This is a genomic window from Rhodopseudomonas palustris (assembly GCF_003226555.1).
GTDB classification, from domain to species: domain Bacteria; phylum Pseudomonadota; class Alphaproteobacteria; order Rhizobiales; family Xanthobacteraceae; genus Rhodopseudomonas; species Rhodopseudomonas palustris_I.
This window is the reverse complement of the sequence record NZ_QKQS01000013.1, coordinates 433,335-450,312: the sequence shown is the minus strand read 5'-3', so window position 1 is coordinate 450,312 and position 16,978 is coordinate 433,335. Positions and strand designations below refer to the sequence as shown.

At 65.0% G+C, this 16,978-nt stretch carries 14 protein-coding genes; 8 read left to right on the top strand and 6 right to left on the bottom strand.

The features are described from left to right. Positions 1–6: 6 nt before the first annotated feature. On the top strand, positions 7–747 hold the full coding sequence (locus DNX69_RS09810; RefSeq protein WP_110785798.1) for a VWA domain-containing protein: 741 nt from the start codon (positions 7–9) through the stop codon (positions 745–747). 55 nt (positions 748–802) lie between these two features. Next, on the top strand, positions 803–1,531 hold the full coding sequence (locus DNX69_RS09805; RefSeq protein WP_110785797.1) for a DnaJ domain-containing protein: 729 nt from the start codon (positions 803–805) through the stop codon (positions 1,529–1,531). A 237-nt stretch (positions 1,532–1,768) separates the two neighbouring features. On the opposite strand, the gene DNX69_RS09800 is transcribed toward DNX69_RS09805, so the two are convergent. Both DNX69_RS09800 and DNX69_RS09795 read right to left on the bottom strand, forming a co-directional pair. Continuing rightward, the gene (locus DNX69_RS09800; protein ID WP_110785796.1) at positions 1,769–3,493 is read right to left on the bottom strand and encodes a serine hydrolase; all 1,725 of its coding nucleotides are present in this window, start codon (positions 3,491–3,493) and stop codon (positions 1,769–1,771) included. Between the two features lie 383 nt (positions 3,494–3,876). Further along, positions 3,877–5,295 (bottom strand): pilus assembly protein TadG-related protein, encoded by a 1,419-nt coding sequence (locus DNX69_RS09795; protein WP_110785795.1) that lies wholly within the window; start codon positions 5,293–5,295, stop codon positions 3,877–3,879. A 468-nt stretch (positions 5,296–5,763) separates the two neighbouring features. On the opposite strand from DNX69_RS09795, the gene clpS reads away from it, so the two are divergent. Then, a complete protein-coding gene (clpS, locus tag DNX69_RS09790) occupies positions 5,764–6,093 on the top strand; it encodes an ATP-dependent Clp protease adapter ClpS (protein ID WP_165825236.1) in 330 nt (109 codons plus the stop codon). 187 nt (positions 6,094–6,280) lie between these two features. Next, positions 6,281–8,668, top strand: coding sequence for an ATP-dependent Clp protease ATP-binding subunit ClpA (gene clpA, locus DNX69_RS09785; protein ID WP_110785793.1), 2,388 nt, complete (start codon positions 6,281–6,283; stop codon positions 8,666–8,668). 108 nt (positions 8,669–8,776) lie between these two features. Here the strand turns inward: clpA and DNX69_RS09780 are convergent, their stop codons facing one another. Further along, a complete protein-coding gene (locus DNX69_RS09780; RefSeq protein ID WP_110786056.1) occupies positions 8,777–10,486 on the bottom strand; it encodes a glycosyltransferase family 39 protein in 1,710 nt (569 codons plus the stop codon). A gap of 703 nt (positions 10,487–11,189) precedes the next feature. Between DNX69_RS09780 and DNX69_RS09775 the strand changes: the two genes are divergently transcribed. From DNX69_RS09775 to tsaA, 4 genes are all read left to right on the top strand, one after another. Further along, complete coding sequence (locus tag DNX69_RS09775; protein ID WP_110786055.1) at positions 11,190–12,221, top strand: lytic transglycosylase domain-containing protein; 1,032 nt, start codon at positions 11,190–11,192, stop codon at positions 12,219–12,221. A gap of 90 nt (positions 12,222–12,311) precedes the next feature. Then, complete coding sequence (locus DNX69_RS09770; protein WP_110785792.1) at positions 12,312–13,052, top strand: AzlC family ABC transporter permease; 741 nt, start codon at positions 12,312–12,314, stop codon at positions 13,050–13,052. Next, a complete protein-coding gene (locus tag DNX69_RS09765) occupies positions 13,049–13,393 on the top strand; it encodes an AzlD domain-containing protein (protein ID WP_110785791.1) in 345 nt (114 codons plus the stop codon). Before DNX69_RS09770 ends, DNX69_RS09765 begins: the two co-directional genes overlap by 4 nt. 52 nt (positions 13,394–13,445) lie before the next feature. Next, positions 13,446–13,907 carry a tRNA (N6-threonylcarbamoyladenosine(37)-N6)-methyltransferase TrmO gene (gene tsaA / locus DNX69_RS09760; protein WP_110786054.1) on the top strand — a complete coding sequence of 154 codons (462 nt, stop codon included), beginning with the start codon at positions 13,446–13,448 and terminating at the stop codon, positions 13,905–13,907. A gap of 48 nt (positions 13,908–13,955) precedes the next feature. Here tsaA and DNX69_RS09755 read toward each other — a convergent pair whose 3' ends face one another. From DNX69_RS09755 to DNX69_RS09745, 3 genes are all read right to left on the bottom strand, one after another. Next, the gene (locus DNX69_RS09755) at positions 13,956–15,038 is read right to left on the bottom strand and encodes a calcium/sodium antiporter (RefSeq protein WP_110785790.1); all 1,083 of its coding nucleotides are present in this window, start codon (positions 15,036–15,038) and stop codon (positions 13,956–13,958) included. A 212-nt stretch (positions 15,039–15,250) separates the two neighbouring features. After that, positions 15,251–15,679, bottom strand: a complete 429-nt coding sequence (locus DNX69_RS09750; RefSeq protein ID WP_110785789.1) for an HIT family protein — start codon at positions 15,677–15,679, stop codon at positions 15,251–15,253. A 49-nt stretch (positions 15,680–15,728) separates the two neighbouring features. Beyond that, positions 15,729–16,967 (bottom strand): GNAT family N-acetyltransferase, encoded by a 1,239-nt coding sequence (locus DNX69_RS09745; protein ID WP_110785788.1) that lies wholly within the window; start codon positions 16,965–16,967, stop codon positions 15,729–15,731. Between the last annotated feature and the right edge of the window lie 11 nt (positions 16,968–16,978).

Sequence of the window (16,978 nt, the reverse complement as noted above, 5' to 3'; positions counted from 1 at the left end):
GTCCTTATGTCCCGCGAGCCGACTTCAACCCCGCCCCAGACGTTCGGCCGTGAGAACGGCGCCGCGACGCCGACCCCGTCGACGTCGGCGGAGATTGCGGCGTTCGTCGCCAAGGCGCGGGCCATGGCACCGAATGCCGCCGGGGCGCGTGGACGCCTGCTGTTCGCGCTCGACGCGACGATGAGCCGGCAGCCGACCTGGGACATGGCCTGCGCGCTACAGGCCGACATGTTCCGCGAGGCCGAAGCGATCGGCAGCCTCGATATCCGCCTCGTGTACTATCGCGGCTTCAACGAATGCCGGGCCTCGAGCTGGATCTCCTCGAGTGCGGAGCTGGCGCGGCTGATGGGTAAGATCGATTGTCGCGGCGGTCACACCCAGATCGGCCGCGTGCTGGCGGATGCCCGTAAGGAGGCGGTTGCCGCCGGCGTCCGGGCGATCGTGTTCGTCGGCGATGCGATGGAAGAGGCTGCCGACGAGCTCTGCGCCAAGGCCGGTGAACTCGGCATGCTCAAGGTCCCGGTGTTCGTATTCCAGGAAGGTGTGGACCCCGTCGCCGAGCAGACGTTCCGCGAGATCGCGCGGCTGAGCGGCGGCGCATGGTGCCGGTTCGATCCGGGCGCGGCAGCGCAGCTCCGCGAGCTGCTGCGCGCGGCTGCTGCCTATGCGGCGGGCGGCCGTGAGGCCCTGCAGCGCCTGGCCGCGAGCGGCGGCGGCGCGGCGCTGCTGCTCGGGCAGATGCGGTAGAGCCGGTCGCGGGCTCGCCGGTGCTTTTTCGGTACGGCCGACTTATATTGATCTCATGCCTACGTTGATTGCCGGCGCCATCGCCGTTTTCGTGCTGTACACGCTGCTGCAGATGTTCCGCTCGGCCAATCCGGCGGTGCTGGCGCGGGCGCTGAAGATTGCCGCCGGGATCGTGACGCTGGCGGCGGCGCTGTTTACCGGCGCCAAAGGCGAGCTGGCGGTGGCGATTCCACTCGGCCTGTTCGGCGCCGGGCTGCTCGGCTGGACGCCGCTGCAGAATGCCGGCTTCGGCAATCTCGGCGGACTGTTCGGAGGCTTCGGCGGACGCTCGCGCGGGCAGGCCTCGACGGTACGCTCGACCTATCTGGAAATGGTTCTGGACCACGACAGCGGTACGATGACCGGGCGGATCGTGGCCGGTCCCAATGCCGGTCGCTCGCTCGACGAGTTCGACCTCGGCCAACTCGCCGCGATGCTGACCGGCTTCGACGCCGAGAGCTGTGCGCTACTTGAAAGCTATCTGGACCGCCGGTTTCCCGCTTGGCGTCAGAACGCGCATGGAGATGCGGCAGGGGGGCAGCGTAGCCAAGCGTCGGGCAGCAAAATGACGACCGAGGAAGCCTATGAGATCCTTGGCCTGCAGCCGGGTGCGGGGCCGGACGAGATCGGACGGGCCCACCGCACTCTCATGAAGAAATTGCATCCCGACCAAGGGGGGTCGACGTACCTTGCCGCCCGCGTAAACGCGGCCAAGGATACCTTGCTTCGAACGCATCGCAGCTAAACTCCAGCAACGCAACTAAACGCTACAGACTGCGAGTGTCCTGAAATCTGTCGTGACGCCCCAATGCCCGCCGTTTCGGCGTGGCCTTTGTCACGACTTTTATCGATTAATGATTGACGAGTGGTTTCCCGCTTGGCGCGGGCCGGCCGCGTGGGCGAGCCGGTTGGCGTCCAAAACGAAAAACGCGACCGGGACAGCCCGGTCGCGTTGGTTCTCAGCGCTTATGCGTAACGCCGGTCAGTTCTTGATGGTGAAGCAGGAGATGTCGGAGCGCTTCAGCTTGCGGCAAACGGCTTCTGCTTCGTCGCGCTCGAGCCCGGCGAAGCGCGCGCGGTAGAGCTTGCGATCGCCTTTGGTTGAGACGGTCTCGGTGAACGGGTCGGCCTTGCCGAGCAAGCCGCTGGCGCGTTCGCGCGCCGCTTCGAGCCGCTTGCGCGCTTCAGTTTCGCTCTCCATTGCGCCGACCTGAATGATCCAGCCGGTGTGGGACACCGTCTTGATCGCACCTTGCTGCTGCACGGCGGGGACTGTCGCGGGGTCGGCGTAGGCGAGAGCCTGAGAGTTCTTCGACGACAGGCTGGAGGCAGGGAGCACGCCGAGCACGCCTTGTCCGGTGCCGTGTCCAGCGGGCTGCTGGATCGTCTCCGGCCGGGTCTCGACCCGGGCCATCGCGGCGTTCGAGGTCTCGGCCGGATCACGCCGGGCCGGCGGAATGGCGCTGGTGACCGGCGGCGCAGTGACCGCGGAAGCGAGCTTGATCGGAGCGGATTTGACCTGCACCGTCTTGACCCGCACCGGCTTCATCGGTTCGGCCGAGCCGGGAATGATCACGAGCGGCTTGGTTTCGATGCTGCCGCTGTTGAACGGGCCGGGCTCCGGCTTCGGTTCCGGCGCGGCGGCCGATCGCGTCAGCGGCACGGCGGGGCGCGGCGTCGGAAGCACGGCTTCTGGACCTGCCGACGCGACCTGAACGGCGCCTTGGACCTGCACCGCAGGTGCGGTGCGGCTGGTGTCGGCCACCTCGGTCTCGTCCGAACCCGACGAGCGCTCGGTGATGGCGGCGACCGTGCGGCGCGTCGCGCCTTTTTCCAGATTTTCGGCGAGCAGATTGCGCATGATAGCGTCGCGCGAGCCGCCGCTGCGGCCGCCGAGCACCACGCCGATCAGGAACCGGTTTCCACGGTGCATCGAGGTGACGAGGTTGAAGCCCGACGCGCGCGTATAGCCGGTCTTGATGCCGTCGACGCCCTCGACGTTTCCGAGCAATCGGTTGTGGTTGCGGATCGCCTGACCGCGATAGGTGAACACGCTGGTCGAGAAGTAGCGATAGTAGCGCGGGAAGCGGTCCTGAATGGCGCGACCGAGGATCGATTGATCACGGGCGGTCGTGACCTGTTCGTCGTTGGGCAGGCCGGACGCATTGCGGTAAACGGTGCGCGACATGCCGAGGGCGCGCGCCTTGCGCGTCATCATCTTGGCGAAGTCGCTCTCGCTGCCGCCGACCGCTTCGGCGATCACGACGGCGGCGTCGTTGGCCGAGCGCGTCACCAGGCCCTTGATCGCGTCCTCGACCCGCAGCGTCGAGCCGGGACGCAGGCCGAGCTTGGTCGGTGCCTGTTCGGAAGCGTGTTCGGACACTTCCATCTCACTGTCGAGGCTGAGTTTGCCCTGTTCGAGCTTCTCGAACAGCAGGTAGAGCGTCATGATCTTGGTCAGCGACGCCGGATGACGGAGGCCGTCGGGGTTGGTGGCAGTCAGAACCGCACCGGAATTGCCGTCGACGATGATCGACGCAAACGCGGGATTGTAGGCGTTCCGCTCGACGTGGTGGCGGGAATGGTGCTTATGGCGCCGCCGTGCATCCGCGTTATCGGTCGTAAAGATCACCACAGCGGAGATCGTGGCCAAGCCGAGCACGCAAACTCGCAGGGCCCGCGAGCGGAATAAGATATTGCGGTGCATGAACGTCCCCGTCCGATCTGTCATCATTCACCGGTCCGTGAGGCAAAATTATGCCCGCCCGTCCCGGCGACACTTCAATCCAGCGCTGGAATCACCCGCTTGCCCGGCACCAGCGGCTGCTCCCGTGAAGTTGGGTAAGCGGCTGAATTGACGCGGCTTTTCTTCGGCGAGCGCGAATGTTTAGGGGATAAGGTTAGGAGCGGGCGGTTTCGAAAAGGTTAAGCATCTATTGCGTCGATGCCGAGGATTCGAATGGATCGGTCCTAATTTCGCGGTGCAGCACGGCGTGTCTCGAAGCCGGCGGCGGCGATCGAGAAGTGCCGCTGCCGTAGGATCCCAGCCGGGGGACGGAGCCGATACCGGTGCAGGGCTCGATGCCTAGCCTATTTTGAGAGCCGCAGCTTGGTCAGTGAGGCGCCGACCTGGTTGAAGATGTCGTTGATGCCTGCCGCAGTGGTGGTCGAGAAGAAGCCGCCAGAGTCCTGTCCACAGGCCTTGAGAACCGCCGATTCTGGGTCGCCATCGGTGTTGACTTGGATCGTATAGAGCAGCGTCTCGGGCCCATCCTTGGTCTTGCCCTGTTTGATGTTGTTGCAGAGCTTCGTTTCTCGGGCATCGATGTCGCTCGCCGAATTGTACCAGCGGTCCTCGGTGTTGAGCCCGTCCGACATCAGAATGATCGCGTCCGTGTACTTGTACTGAGGATCCTTGGTCGGCGCATTCAGCGGCGCGGTACTTTGAAGTGAGAGCCACGCCCATTGCAGCCCGATAGCCTGGTTGGTGTTGCCGGCTCCTGTCAAACGGTTGATCTTGCCCTTCAGCGTGTTTTCATCAGTGGATTCGTCGGTGCCGGCTGAATCGTAGACTGACTTCAGAGAGAGCAGCGGCTTAGGGCACGGGGTATCGTTAGTCGCCGGGAACAACGTTCCGCTGTTGCCGGAAGTCGGAGCGTCCTTGGTCGTATCGAAGTCCTGATTGCGGTCGGTTACGCAGCCGCCCCAGTCCTTCTTTTTGCTGGCGGTCCACGTTTTCCCGGCCTTTTGACAGGTCGCCTTGGTGTTGAAGTCCTTCTCGTTTTCCCAGGACCACCAGTTGGAGTATATCGGGCTGCAGGTGCCGTAGCCCTCCCAGTTGAACGATAACCAACTGGCCGAGCTATTGCCTGTTCCGACGTTGACGTACACGTCGAACGGCACGATCGAAACATAAACGTCTTCCGTGCTCGTTGCCGATTGTTTGAGTGTGTCGATCAGCTTCTTTGCTGCGGTTTTCAGCTCGGCGAGTTTGGTGGAGCCGTAGTTGACCATCGAGCCGGTGACGTCGAGCGCCAGCGCCACGCGAAGCCGTGTTCCGCCCCAGGTGGTGGTCGACGACGCGCCGACGGTCATCGTTGTGATGTTCATGACTCTCATGAACTCGGTGTTGATCGAGCCGCTGCCGTCGACGACGAGCTTGGCGTTTTCGGAGGAAGTCTTCGGTGTGTACGCCGCGGTGACTTTGATACTTGGTGCTTCGGCGTTGTTGTAGAGTGAATTGAAGTAAGTGTTGGCTGTGCTTTGGACGTTGGACGCATCAATTTTGCCGCTGGTGAGGTCTTTCGCGACCATCAGGGCGGTGGAATCGAGCGCGGTCTGAATCGCACTACGCGCGCGGGACGCGCGGGAATAATCCACCGCCGCGCCGACAAATCCCAGCAGGGGCACCAAGACAATTCCGAAGATGACCGCGATGTTGCCGCCGCGGTCCCGCCGGAAGCGCCGGGCTTCGCGGATCAATGGCGAGATAAGGGAAACAATAGACATGGCGGTCACCGATCCTGATTCGATCGGCAGGATCGGTCGCTATGGATAAACGGCGCGTAAAATGATGCGCCCAAACTCACTAAACTGCGCCACAAATGCCGGAGGAGCGTGGCGCATGATTGACGGCGCCTGAATGCCGCCCTCCGAATTTGCCGCAATAGCACAACCTGACGTTAACCTCCCCAGGGCGGCCAGACCTTGGGGAGGCCTCTGGATCTGCAGAGCCTCCGGAATCTCCCCGCTTGCAGCAAATCGGCACTCGACCCATATTTACCGTATTCCGCCGCCGCGTCGTGCCGGGAGCCGCTGCGCCGTGCGCGTCGTCGGCCTTTGCGGCTTGACCGCAGGTCGCGGTTCCGGTGTCTGGGAAGTTCCCTGGGGGTTCAAATACCGAAAGCCATGCTGCAACCGACTCTGAGCCACGATTTTGCCGCCGCTGCCGGCGATCCGACGACCCGGCCCATTCTGATGGCCGGGGAAGGCGGGCGCTCCGGCCCGAATACGCCGTCGACTTCGGTCATCACCAAGACCAAACCGCGCACCAAGCGGCCAAATCTGTATCGCGTGCTGATCCTGAACGACGATTACACGCCGATGGAGTTCGTGGTCCACGTTTTGGAGAAGTTCTTCCAGATGGACGTCGAGGCGGCCACCAAGGTGATGCTCCACGTCCATCACCACGGCATCGGGGAGTGCGGCGTTTTCACCTACGAGATCGCCGAGACCAAGGTGACGCAGGTGATGGATTTCGCCCGGAAGCACCAGCATCCACTGCAATGCGTGATGGAGAAAAAATAGCAGCGCGCTGCTGAAGTCGGAATGGGTCTTGCATCGGGGAAGGGAGGCGGGTTTTCCCGGACTTGCTGGTGGACGGCTGATACGGAACCGGTCTTTCGCGATCAGGTTTGGACACTATATCTGGAAAGGTTGTTGTTGCGTCACGGTGCAGCGGCGATCATGATCAGCGGGGGACATAGAGGACGCAATGCCGACATTTTCGCAAAGCCTTGAGCAATCCCTCCATCGCGCGCTTGCCATCGCCAACGAGCGGCACCACCAATACGCAACCCTGGAACATCTGCTGCTATCGCTGGTGGATGATTCGGACGCCGCCGCGGTGATGCGCGCCTGCAGCGTCGATCTCGACAAGCTGCGTACCAGCTTGGTCAACTATCTCGAAACCGAGTTCGAGAATCTGGTCACCGACGGCTCCGAAGACGCCAAGCCCACGGCCGGCTTCCAGCGCGTGATTCAGCGCGCCGTGATCCACGTACAATCCTCAGGTCGTGAAGAAGTGACCGGCGCCAATGTACTGGTCGCGATCTTCGCCGAGCGTGAGAGTCACGCCGCGTACTTCCTGCAGGAGCAGGACATGACGCGCTACGACGCGGTCAACTACATCAGCCACGGAATCGCCAAGCGGCCTGGCGTGTCCGAAGCGCGCCCGGTGCGCGGTGTCGATGAAGAGACCGAGACCAAGGGCGGCGACGACGCCAAGAAGAAGGGCGACGCGCTCGACACCTATTGCGTCAACCTCAACAAGAAGGCGCGAGACGGTAAGATCGACCCGGTGATCGGCCGTAATTCCGAGATCAATCGTGCCATTCAGGTGCTGTGCCGTCGGCAGAAGAACAATCCGCTGTTCGTCGGCGAAGCCGGCGTCGGCAAGACGGCGATCGCCGAAGGTCTCGCCAAGCGCATCGTCGACGGTGAGGTGCCGGAGGTGCTGTCGGCAGCCACCGTGTTCTCGCTCGACATGGGTACGCTGCTCGCCGGCACGCGCTACCGCGGTGACTTCGAGGAGCGCCTCAAGCAAGTCTTGAAGGAGCTCGAAGCCCATCCGAATGCGATCCTGTTCATCGACGAAATCCACACCGTAATCGGCGCCGGGGCGACCTCCGGCGGCGCGATGGATGCCTCGAATTTGCTCAAGCCTGCCTTGGCTTCGGGCACCATCCGCTGCATGGGCTCGACGACCTATAAGGAATACCGTCAGCACTTCGAGAAGGACCGTGCCTTGGTGCGGCGCTTCCAAAAGATCGACGTCAACGAGCCGACGGTCGAAGACGCGATCGCGATCCTGAAGGGGCTGAAGCCTTACTTCGAGGACTATCACAAGCTGAAATACACCAACGAGGCGATCGAATCTGCGGTGCAGCTGTCGTCGCGCTACATCCATGACCGGAAATTGCCGGACAAGGCGATCGACGTGATCGACGAATCCGGCGCGGCGCAGATGCTGCTGTCGGAGAACAAGCGCAAGAAGACCATCGGCATCAAGGAGATCGAAGCCACGGTGGCGACCATGGCGCGGATCCCGCCGAAGAGCGTGTCCAAGGACGACGCCGAGGTGCTGAAGCATCTCGAGCAGACCCTGAAGCGCGTGGTGTTCGGTCAGGACAAGGCGATCGAGTCGCTGTCGGCGTCGATCAAGCTGGCGCGTGCTGGCCTTCGTGAACCGGAGAAGCCGATCGGCTGCTACCTGTTCTCCGGTCCGACCGGTGTCGGTAAGACGGAAGTGGCCAAGCAGCTCGCGTCGTCGCTCGGCGTCGAACTGCTGCGCTTCGACATGTCGGAATACATGGAGCGCCACACCGTGTCGCGTCTGATCGGCGCGCCTCCCGGCTATGTCGGCTTCGATCAGGGTGGCCTGCTGACCGACGGCGTCGATCAGCATCCGCATTGCGTGGTGCTGCTCGACGAAATCGAGAAGGCCCATCCGGATCTGTACAACGTGCTGCTGCAGATCATGGATCACGGCCGGCTTACCGATCACAACGGCAAGCAGGTCAACTTCCGCAACGTAATCCTGATCATGACGACCAACGCCGGCGCGGCGGATCTGGCCCGGCAGGCGTTCGGCTTCACCCGCAGCAAGCGGGAAGGCGACGACCATGAGGCGATCAACCGGCAGTTCGCGCCGGAATTCCGCAACCGTCTCGATGCGATCGTGTCGTTCGCGCATCTCAATGCCGACGTCATCGGCATGGTGGTGGAGAAATTCGTGCTGCAGCTCGAAGCTCAGCTCGCGGATCGCGACGTCACCATCGAGCTGACCGACGAGGCCAAGGCCTGGTTGGTGCAGCACGGTTACGACGAACAGATGGGCGCCCGGCCGATGGCCCGCGTTATCCAGGAGCACATCAAGAAGCCGCTGGCCGACGAGGTGCTGTTCGGTCAGCTCAAGGGCGGCGGTCACGTCAAGGTGGTGCTGGTCAAGGACGAGGCGGTCGCCGGCGTCGAGCTGGAGAAGATCAGCTTCGAATTCCTCGACGGCCCGGTGACCCCGAAGCCCGAGAACCTGCCCGGCGGTGCCAAGAAGCGCGGCTCGTCGCGCAAGGCCAAGATCAAGGATCAGGTCGAAAAGGCCTGATCCGCAAAGCGAATGTAGAAAGAAGGGGCCGGCGAGCGATCGTCGGCCTTTTCGTTTGTGAAGCCGGACCAGAGCTCCGGTTCTGACGGGAACAGAACCGGAAATTCTCTATTCGGCCCGCCGCGCCGGTGGCGGGCCGGCCGGTGATGGCCCTTCCGGTGCGGCCTCGGTCGAAGCCGGCGGGATCGGCGCCGGGTTTGGCGCTGCCGGCTCGGCCTTCGGCTCTGGAGGAGGGGCACGAGGCTCTGCAACGGATGGCGGAGACTCCGGCTGAGCGGGGGAAGGCGGCGGCGCGGCCTGAGCCGGCGGGGCCGGGGGCGGGGCCGGTGGCGACAGCACCACACCTTCGGGCGGGATCATGGCCCAGCCGTAGGCTTTGAGCTTGCCGCCGCCAAGCGGCAGCACCAGCGTGCCAATCAACGGTGCCGTCTGTCCCAATGCAGCGCGATACGGTGGGGGCAGCACGTCGGTTCGTTGGAATTCATCGGCTGTCCATACCACGAGCGTTCCGGACCGCTTGAGACGTTCCGGAGTAATCCAGGGGCTCTTGGCGGGATCGGCATCGATGAACACCGAAGGTCGCGGCGACGCGTAGGCCGCGACAAATCCGGCTTCCCGGGCGCTGCCGGTGACGATGTCGAGCGGGCGGGTGGTGCGGCTCTTCCACACCGCTTGCATGGCATTGGACAGCGCCTTGGCGGGATACAGCTCGGTCGGCACTGGGCCGCTGCCATAGGCGCGCGAGTAGGTCGAGGTGGCGTAGCCGATCGGCACTCCGAACAGCACGAGCAGCCACGCGGCGATCGCGAGCCGCGGTGCCCGGATCGACAGCCGCGCCGGCAGCAGCGCGGCCACGGCGAGGCCGGAGAACGCTACCAGCGCGCTGCCGGTGTAGGCGCCGATCGTGAACCAGCCGACCACACTGCCGAAGGCCACCAGGATCGACGGCAGCACCGCGACGGAGACCAGCAGCGAGCGATCGAACGCCGTCGGAGCCGCGAGCTCGACCTCCGTCGGCGCGCCCTGCAGCGGCAAACGCGGGATCAAGGCCAGCGCGGTGACGACGATCAGTCCGAGGTTCAATCCGACTTGACCGAACACAAAGGCGAATGCCGCGCCGATCTTCGGCCACGGCCCGCTCGCTCCGTCTTCGGGGGTGAGCGCAGCGACATGGGCTTGCGATAGCCACATCAGATGCGGCAGCAGCACGACGAAACAGGCAATTGCGGCGACGGCCGGCCCGGTGGTCGCCAGGTGCCGGCGGCCTTGTTTGGTCAGTAAAAGGTGTCCGACGAGGACGAGGACGAGAGCGGCGCCGGCGTGGTTGGTGGCGATCAGCAGCGCTGCAGCGACGCCGAATCCGATCCAACTCGACCTTGCGCCGCCAAGTACGGCGCGGCGATACAGCAGCACCACGGCGACCGCAAACGGGAGGCTGGCGATCGCCGGATCATAGGCGGTAACCTGCGGGCCGAAGCAGCCGATCAGGATCGTCAGCGCCACGGCGAGCGTTGCGCCGCTGGCCCCGACGATCGAAGCGCCGAGCCGCCACAGCAGCGCCAGCGTCATCAATGCCGATCCGAGCGCGAGCAGGAGCTGTGCGCCGGTCCAGCGTCCGGTGGCGAGTGAAGCGAGCTCGGTCAGCCACGGCGCCAGCGGTGGATACTTCCAGTAGCCGCCCTGCAGCTCGCTGCCGAACAGCGCCATCTCGTAGCCGACCGCGGGCAGGCCAGGGAAACTGATCGCGCTGACGAACCACAACGTGCCATAGAGACCGAGCACCCACAGCAGCAGCCGCTGCGGACGGTTGCGCAGCATCTCGAACAGGCTGTCGCAGACGCCCAGCAAAAGAGTGAGCGGAAGGAAGCTGGCGCGCGTAGCGGGCGGCCGGACCGCGGTCGCAGGAGCTGCGGCGGGCGTGGGCGAAGTTTGCCCGGTTCCGCGCACAGGTTTTACCGGTTTGAGCTGCGGTTGCTTCGGCTTGGGCCCAGGGTGTTGCCTCGGGGAAGGTTCCGGTTTGACCGCCGCCGGGCGCGGCTCGGCAGCCATCGGCGCAGGCTCGGTTGCTGCCGGCTCGGCCGGAAGCGGAGCGTCGACGTTCGCGGCGGCATCTGTGCTGTCGTCAGGAAGCGGCGCTCGCGCCGCAGCCGACGGGCGCGGCTGACCGCCGTGATGCTTCTTCTTCGGCCGGCGCTGTTTGGGTTGCTTGCGCTTGATGGTCGTCGTCCCCTGGCGAATCCGAGCCGCGGTATCGATGCCGCGGTTCGCGCGTGGCGTTTCGAACCGACGTTGTAGTCCAATGGATCGAGCAAGCAATTGCCGGAAAGACGAGGCGGCAACGAGGCTTGCGGTATTGCCGCGCCGTCTTCAGGCGTTGTTGAGCAATGCGGCGGAGCGCCGAGGGCGATCTGCCGCACCTCTGGCATTCGGATCGGTTTCGGCCATCATGCGTTCCCGATCGTCGCCAGGAATCGCTGGTCCGTTGTCCGAGCAGGAATATGGCTGTGAAGGAAAACCGCGCATGAGTCGGCCGCGTTGGCTCGGCGCAGTCGTGCTCTCCTTAGTTGCGCTCACCGCGGCGCGTGCGGAGGACACGCCCCCGCCAAAACCTGACAGGTCGCCGCCTGCCGCAACCGAGACCACCACGCCACCGCCTGCCGCGGAACCAGCCAAGCCGTCGGCTGCGCCCGATTCTGTTCAGCCCAGCGGCAAGCCGACCGATGCGGCCGAGAAGGATGGAGATCCTGATACGCGCCAGTCGATCTGCCTGATGATCGAATCCGCCGCCAAGGCCCATGACCTGCCGCTGGAATTCTTTGCCCGCGTGATCTGGCAGGAGAGCCGGTTCCAGCCCGATGCAGTCGGGCCGGTGACGCGGAGCGGCAAGCGCGCGCAAGGGATCGCCCAGTTCATGCCCGGCACTGCCAGCGAACGCCGGCTGCTCGATCCGTTCGACCCGGTGCAGGCGCTGCCGAAGTCGGCCGAGTTTCTGAAGGAGTTGCGCGAGCAGTTCGGCAATCTCGGCCTGGCGGCCGCGGCCTACAATGCCGGGCCGCGCCGGGTGCAGGAATGGCTCGCCGGCACCGGCGGCATGCCGCTGCAGACGCGGGACTACGTGTACGCGATCACCGGCAGTTCGGTCGACGACTGGGCAAAGGCGGGGCGCGCCGCGAAGCTGCCGGAAGCAAAGGCCGACACCGATTGCCGCACGCTGATGGCGCTGCTGAAGCGCGCGCCGAACCCGTTCGTTGCCGAGCTTGAACAACGCGTCAAACTCGGCGCCGACCGGCCGTGGGGCGTGCAGCTTGCCGCCGGCTTTAGTCGCAACCGGGCGCTGGCGAGCTACGCGCGGGCGATGGCGCGGCTGAGCTCCGTGATCGGCGAGCGCGATCCGACGCTGCTGAGCGCCGTGTTCCGCAGCCGCGGTACACGGACCTTCTATCAAGTGCGGATCGGTGCCGACACGCGCCACGAGGCAGACGATCTGTGCAAGCAAATCCGCCGGGCCGGGCAGGCGTGCTTGGTGTTGCGCAATCGCGGGATTCCAGGATAGCGCGTAGCAGATCAGAGCCGCAGCGCGCGGCCTTGACCGCCTGCAATTTCCCGCCCGTTATGCGGCTGCAACCGATCGATTGGAATCCCTGTGCCGCCGCCTCTCGAATCTCCGCAATGGCAGTCCCCGTTGCGTGCCTTCCTTTACGGACTCGCTGCCGCCGGCACCACCGTGCTGACGCTGGTGTTGTTCGCGACCTTCATCGGCATCGGCGCGCTGGCGCACGACAGCCATTTCAGTCTCGGGTGGGTGCTGATCAGTACGGTGCTGGTGTGGGCTGGCCCGGCGCAGATCATCCTGATCTCGTCGCTCGGTTCCGGTGCGACGCCGGTTCAGGCGGCGATCGCCGTTACCGTCAGCGCGATCCGGCTGTTTCCGATGGTGGTGTCGGTGCTTCCGTTGCTGAAGTCGCCGACCACCAGGCTGCGCGAGCTTGTGTTACCGGCTCATTTCGTCGCCGTAACGATGTGGGTCGAATGCTTCCGGCTGCTGCCGCAAGTGCCGCGTGAGCGCCGGATCGCGTTTGCCAATGGGCTCGGCACCGGGCTGATCCTGGTGTGCCTCGTCGCCAATGTGATCGGCTTTCTATTGGCTGCGAATTTGCCGCGATCGTTCGGCGCGGCGATCCTGCTGCTGACGCCGCTGGCGTTCCTGCTCTCGACCGCGCGCAACTGCCGCGAGCTCGCCGACGTCGTCGCGCTGGTGCTCGGGCTCGCGCTGTTTCCGTTGGTTGCCATGCTGCACACCGGCGTCGACGTGCTGATCAGCGGCGTCTCCGCCGGCACCATCGCCTATGGTGTGCACCGGCTGCGACGGCGGAGGCGGGCATGAGCGAATTCATCGGCGACTGGCAGGCACTGCTGGTGCTGGTGCTGGCCGGGGTGCTGCCGAACGAAGTCTGGCGGATGCTCGGGCTGTGGCTCGGCGGCGGCATCGACGAAGGCTCCGAACTGCTGATCTGGGTGCGCGCGGTCGCCACCGCGATCCTCGCCGGGGTGATCGCCCAGATCCTGTTCCTGCCGCCGGGAGCATTGGCCAGCGTGTCGCCGCTGCTGCGCTACGGGTCGGTGGCGGCCGGGTTCGCGGTGTTTCTGGTGGCACGGCGGTCGATTTTCGCCGGCGTGGTGGCAGGCGAGGTGGTGCTGCTGCTCGGCCAACTTTGGTGGCGATGAAACCGAACCGGTTTCGCGCTACACCGGGCCTTTAGGCAGAAGGCGAACGATGATGACCGACAGAGGTGAAATCCGCGAAGGCGAGGTCGTGGTCGAGGCGCCGCCGCCGACCGACGCCGGCCTGATCTTTATCGGCCGCATCCGCACGCCCTGGACCTCGCGCGGCGAGACGCCCCGGCAGGGCAATCGCGAAGGACCGGTGTGCCGCCTCGAGATCTTCGAGCCGTGGACTCAGGCTTTGCAGGGGCTCGACAAGTTCGCCCATGCGCAGGTGGTGTACTGGCTGCATCTATCGCGGCGGGATCTGGTGATCCAGCGCGGTCACGGCATCGACGGACCGCGCGGCACCTTTGCGCTGCGCTCGCCGCTGCGCCCGAATCCGATCGGGATTTCATCGGTCGATGTGGTCGGGATCGAGGGCGCGACCGTGCTGGTGCGCGGCCTCGACTGCCTCGACGGCACGCCGCTGATCGATTTGAAGCCGGATCGCTGCGTGCATTCGATGGGGAAGTAGCAGGACGGGCGCGCGGCGTGAACGCTGCGGCGCCGCGCTAGGCGATCGTCAATGCATTCGCCGCCTCGCGCGCCACTCCCGCCAGGTGATGACCGCGATGGTCAGCGCGCACAGCGGAAGAACGACGGTCCCGAGCACGAAGCCGTAGGTGGACAGGGCGTCGTGCTGTTGGGCGGCCATCACCAGATAGATCGTGTAGACGACATACAGCGCCAGAAACAGCGCGCCCTCCCACCGGGCGATCAGGTTGCCGGTGAAGAAGATTGGCAGACAGGCGATCGCCACCGCGACCATCACCGGGATGTCGAACGCCGTCATTGCCGGAGCGATCGAGAGCCCGCCCGGCACCACCGCGGCGGACACGCCGAGCACGCCGAGCAGATTGAAGGTGTTGCTGCCGACCACATTGCCGACGGCGATGTCGCGCTGGCCGCGGATCGCCGCCATGATCGAGGTCGCGACCTCGGGGAGCGAGGTGCCTGCCGCGACGATGGTCAGGCCGATCACCATCTCGCTGACGCCGAACAGCCGTGCGAACGTGATCGCTGCCTCGACCAGCCAGGTCGCGCCGAACACCAGCATCACCAGGCCGACAAGGATCAGCGCGATCTGTACCGGCAGCTTGGAGTCCCAGCGCGATCCGGTCTCCGCCGCGATCGGCTCGTCCGCATCCGAGGCTGCCTCCTGGCGACGGCTCTGCACGATCAGAAAGCCGGTATAGGCCGCCAGCAGGCAGACCAGCAGCGATCCGTCGAGGCGCGACAGACTGCCGTCCCAGGCCAGCGCGGCCACCAGCAGCGACGTTCCCACCATGATCGGCACCTCCTGGCGGATCAGCTGCCGGTTGATGATCAGCGGGGTGATCAGCGCCGACAGGCCGAGGATGAACAGCACATTGAAGATGTTGCTGCCGACCACGTTGCCGACGGTGATGTCGGCTTGGTCGGAGATCGCCGCTTGAATCGCGACCGCGAGTTCTGGAGAGCCGGTGCCGAACGCCACCACCGTCAGCCCGACCACCAGCGGCGAGATCCCGAACGACAGCGCCAGCTTCGAGGCGCCGCGGACCAGCAATTCCGCGCCGACGACGAGGGCGACCAGTCCCAATCCGAAAACGACCAGCGCGATCATCTCTGTTGCCTCGTCAGCGTATGGACGCCACGTCGGCGGCCGGTCTCGATCATCACCTTCAACGGAGATCGGGCGTTCCGGCCGCGGAGGCAACCTGCGCTGGTCGCGGCGGACTGCCGCGGAGGCGGGGCAGAGGCCGAGCGTCCCGGTCGCGTGTCATCCGGCCTCACGTCGCTGCGCCGTCGCGGTCGGCGCAGCGATGGGACGGAAGCCTAGCCCTGCGCCAGCGCCGCCTTCAGTTGCGCGGCGTGTTGTTCGAGCACCGCGGGCTCTTCCTTGCGCGAGGCCGGCGGCAGCAGCGGCACACCGTCGTGGCGCGGCATCACATGCATGTGCAGATGGTAGACGACCTGGCCGGCGGCCGGTTCGCTGAACTGCTGCACCACGATGCCGTCGGCCTTGAACGCTTTCATGGCCGCGTGGGCGATCTTGTGGGCGCCGCGCGCCACATGGGCGAAATCCTCGGGCGTGATGTCGAGAATATTGCGCGCGGGTGCTTTCGGGATCACCAGCGTGTGGCCGGTCGAACGCGGCATGATGTCGAGGAAGGCGAAGACGTGATCGTCTTCGTAGATTTTATGACACGGGATTTCGCCGCGCAGTATCTTGGCGAAAATATTCTCGGGATCGTAGGCGGTCATGGCTGCTCCGGGCTTGGCGGCGCGATTGTCCCCGCCGTGCCCAGGCGGGTCAAGCCGGATCGGCGAAGTTACCTTTTTTGAACGGGCCAGCTTCGCTCAGTTCGCGTCCCATTTCGTCGACATACATCCGCTCGCGCTTCAGATAATCGGCGATCGCGCGGCGCAAGGCGGGGTCTGCGATGAAGTGCGCCGAGTAGGTGGTCTGCGGCAGATAGCCACGCGCGATCTTGTGCTCGCCCTGGGCGCCGGCCTCGACCACGGCAAGGCCGCGCTCGATCGCAAATTCGATCGCCTGATAATAGCACACTTCGAAATGCAGAAACGGGTGATGCTCGATCGCGCCCCAATGTCGGCCGAACAAAGTGTCTCCGCCGATGAAGTTGATGGCGCCGGCGATCCAGCGGCCGTTGCGTTTCGCCATCAACAGCAAAACGTCCTGGCTCATGCTCTGGCCGATCAGGGAATAGAACTCCCTGTTCAGGTACGGCCGCCCCCATTTTCGCGAGCCGGTCTCGATGTAGAATTCGAAGAACGCATCCCAGGCGTCTTCGGTGATGTCGGCGCCGGTGAGGTGGTGGATGGTGATGCCGTTCGCCACCGCGTCGCGCCGCTCGCGCTTGATGCCTTTGCGGTGGCGCGAGTTCAGCGTCGCGAGGAAGTCGTCGAAGCTGGCATAGCCGGCATTGTGCCAGTGAAACTGCTGATCGGTGCGTTGCAGGAAGCCGCGCTCGGCGAGAAACCGCCACTCGCTCTCGCGCGCGAAGGTGACATGCGCCGACGACGCCTTGCTGAGGTCGCACAGTGCCATCAGGCCGTTCGCCAGCGCCCCGCCGACGCGCATCGGGTCTGCGCCATCGCGGATCAGCAGGCGCGGCCCGGTCGCCGGCGTGAACGGCACCGAGACCTGCAGCTTGGGATAGTAGCTGCCGCCAGCGCGCTCATAGGCATCGGCCCAGCCGCGGTCGAACACGTATTCGCCCTGCGAATGCGATTTCAGATAGCACGGCACGATGCCGACGATCGCGCCGTCCTGCCTCGCGATCAGATGCCGTGCGCCCCAGCCGGTGCGGGGGCTTGCCGACCGCGACTGCTCGAGCGCGGCGAAGAATGCGTGGCTGAGAAACGGATTGTAGGCGGCCGTCGGGACGGTGCAGCGGCTACCTGAAGCGACGGTCACATCCGGATGCGGGACAATCGTCCCGGAGCGTGCGCAGGCATCCCAATCGGCGGCGGAGATCGCATCCACCGACGACACCGCTTCCAGAGTGATGTCGGACGATATCGTCAAACCGCTGAGCC

Coding starts and splice junctions, on each gene's coding strand:
- DNX69_RS09750 (WP_110785789.1), bottom strand. CDS start 15,679: ATGACCGCCTACGATCCCGAGAATATTTTCGCCAAGATACTGCGCGGC.
- DNX69_RS09800 (WP_110785796.1), bottom strand. CDS start 3,493: ATGCACCGCAATATCTTATTCCGCTCGCGGGCCCTGCGAGTTTGCGTG.
- DNX69_RS09780 (WP_110786056.1), bottom strand. CDS start 10,486: ATGCTGCGCAACCGTCCGCAGCGGCTGCTGCTGTGGGTGCTCGGTCTC.
- DNX69_RS09795 (WP_110785795.1), bottom strand. CDS start 5,295: ATGTCTATTGTTTCCCTTATCTCGCCATTGATCCGCGAAGCCCGGCGC.
- clpA (WP_110785793.1), top strand. CDS start 6,281: ATGCCGACATTTTCGCAAAGCCTTGAGCAATCCCTCCATCGCGCGCTT.
- DNX69_RS09810 (WP_110785798.1), top strand. CDS start 7: ATGTCCCGCGAGCCGACTTCAACCCCGCCCCAGACGTTCGGCCGTGAG.
- clpS (WP_165825236.1), top strand. CDS start 5,764: ATGGCCGGGGAAGGCGGGCGCTCCGGCCCGAATACGCCGTCGACTTCG.
- DNX69_RS09805 (WP_110785797.1), top strand. CDS start 803: ATGCCTACGTTGATTGCCGGCGCCATCGCCGTTTTCGTGCTGTACACG.
- DNX69_RS09755 (WP_110785790.1), bottom strand. CDS start 15,038: ATGATCGCGCTGGTCGTTTTCGGATTGGGACTGGTCGCCCTCGTCGTC.
- DNX69_RS09765 (WP_110785791.1), top strand. CDS start 13,049: ATGAGCGAATTCATCGGCGACTGGCAGGCACTGCTGGTGCTGGTGCTG.
- DNX69_RS09775 (WP_110786055.1), top strand. CDS start 11,190: ATGAGTCGGCCGCGTTGGCTCGGCGCAGTCGTGCTCTCCTTAGTTGCG.
- tsaA (WP_110786054.1), top strand. CDS start 13,446: ATGACCGACAGAGGTGAAATCCGCGAAGGCGAGGTCGTGGTCGAGGCG.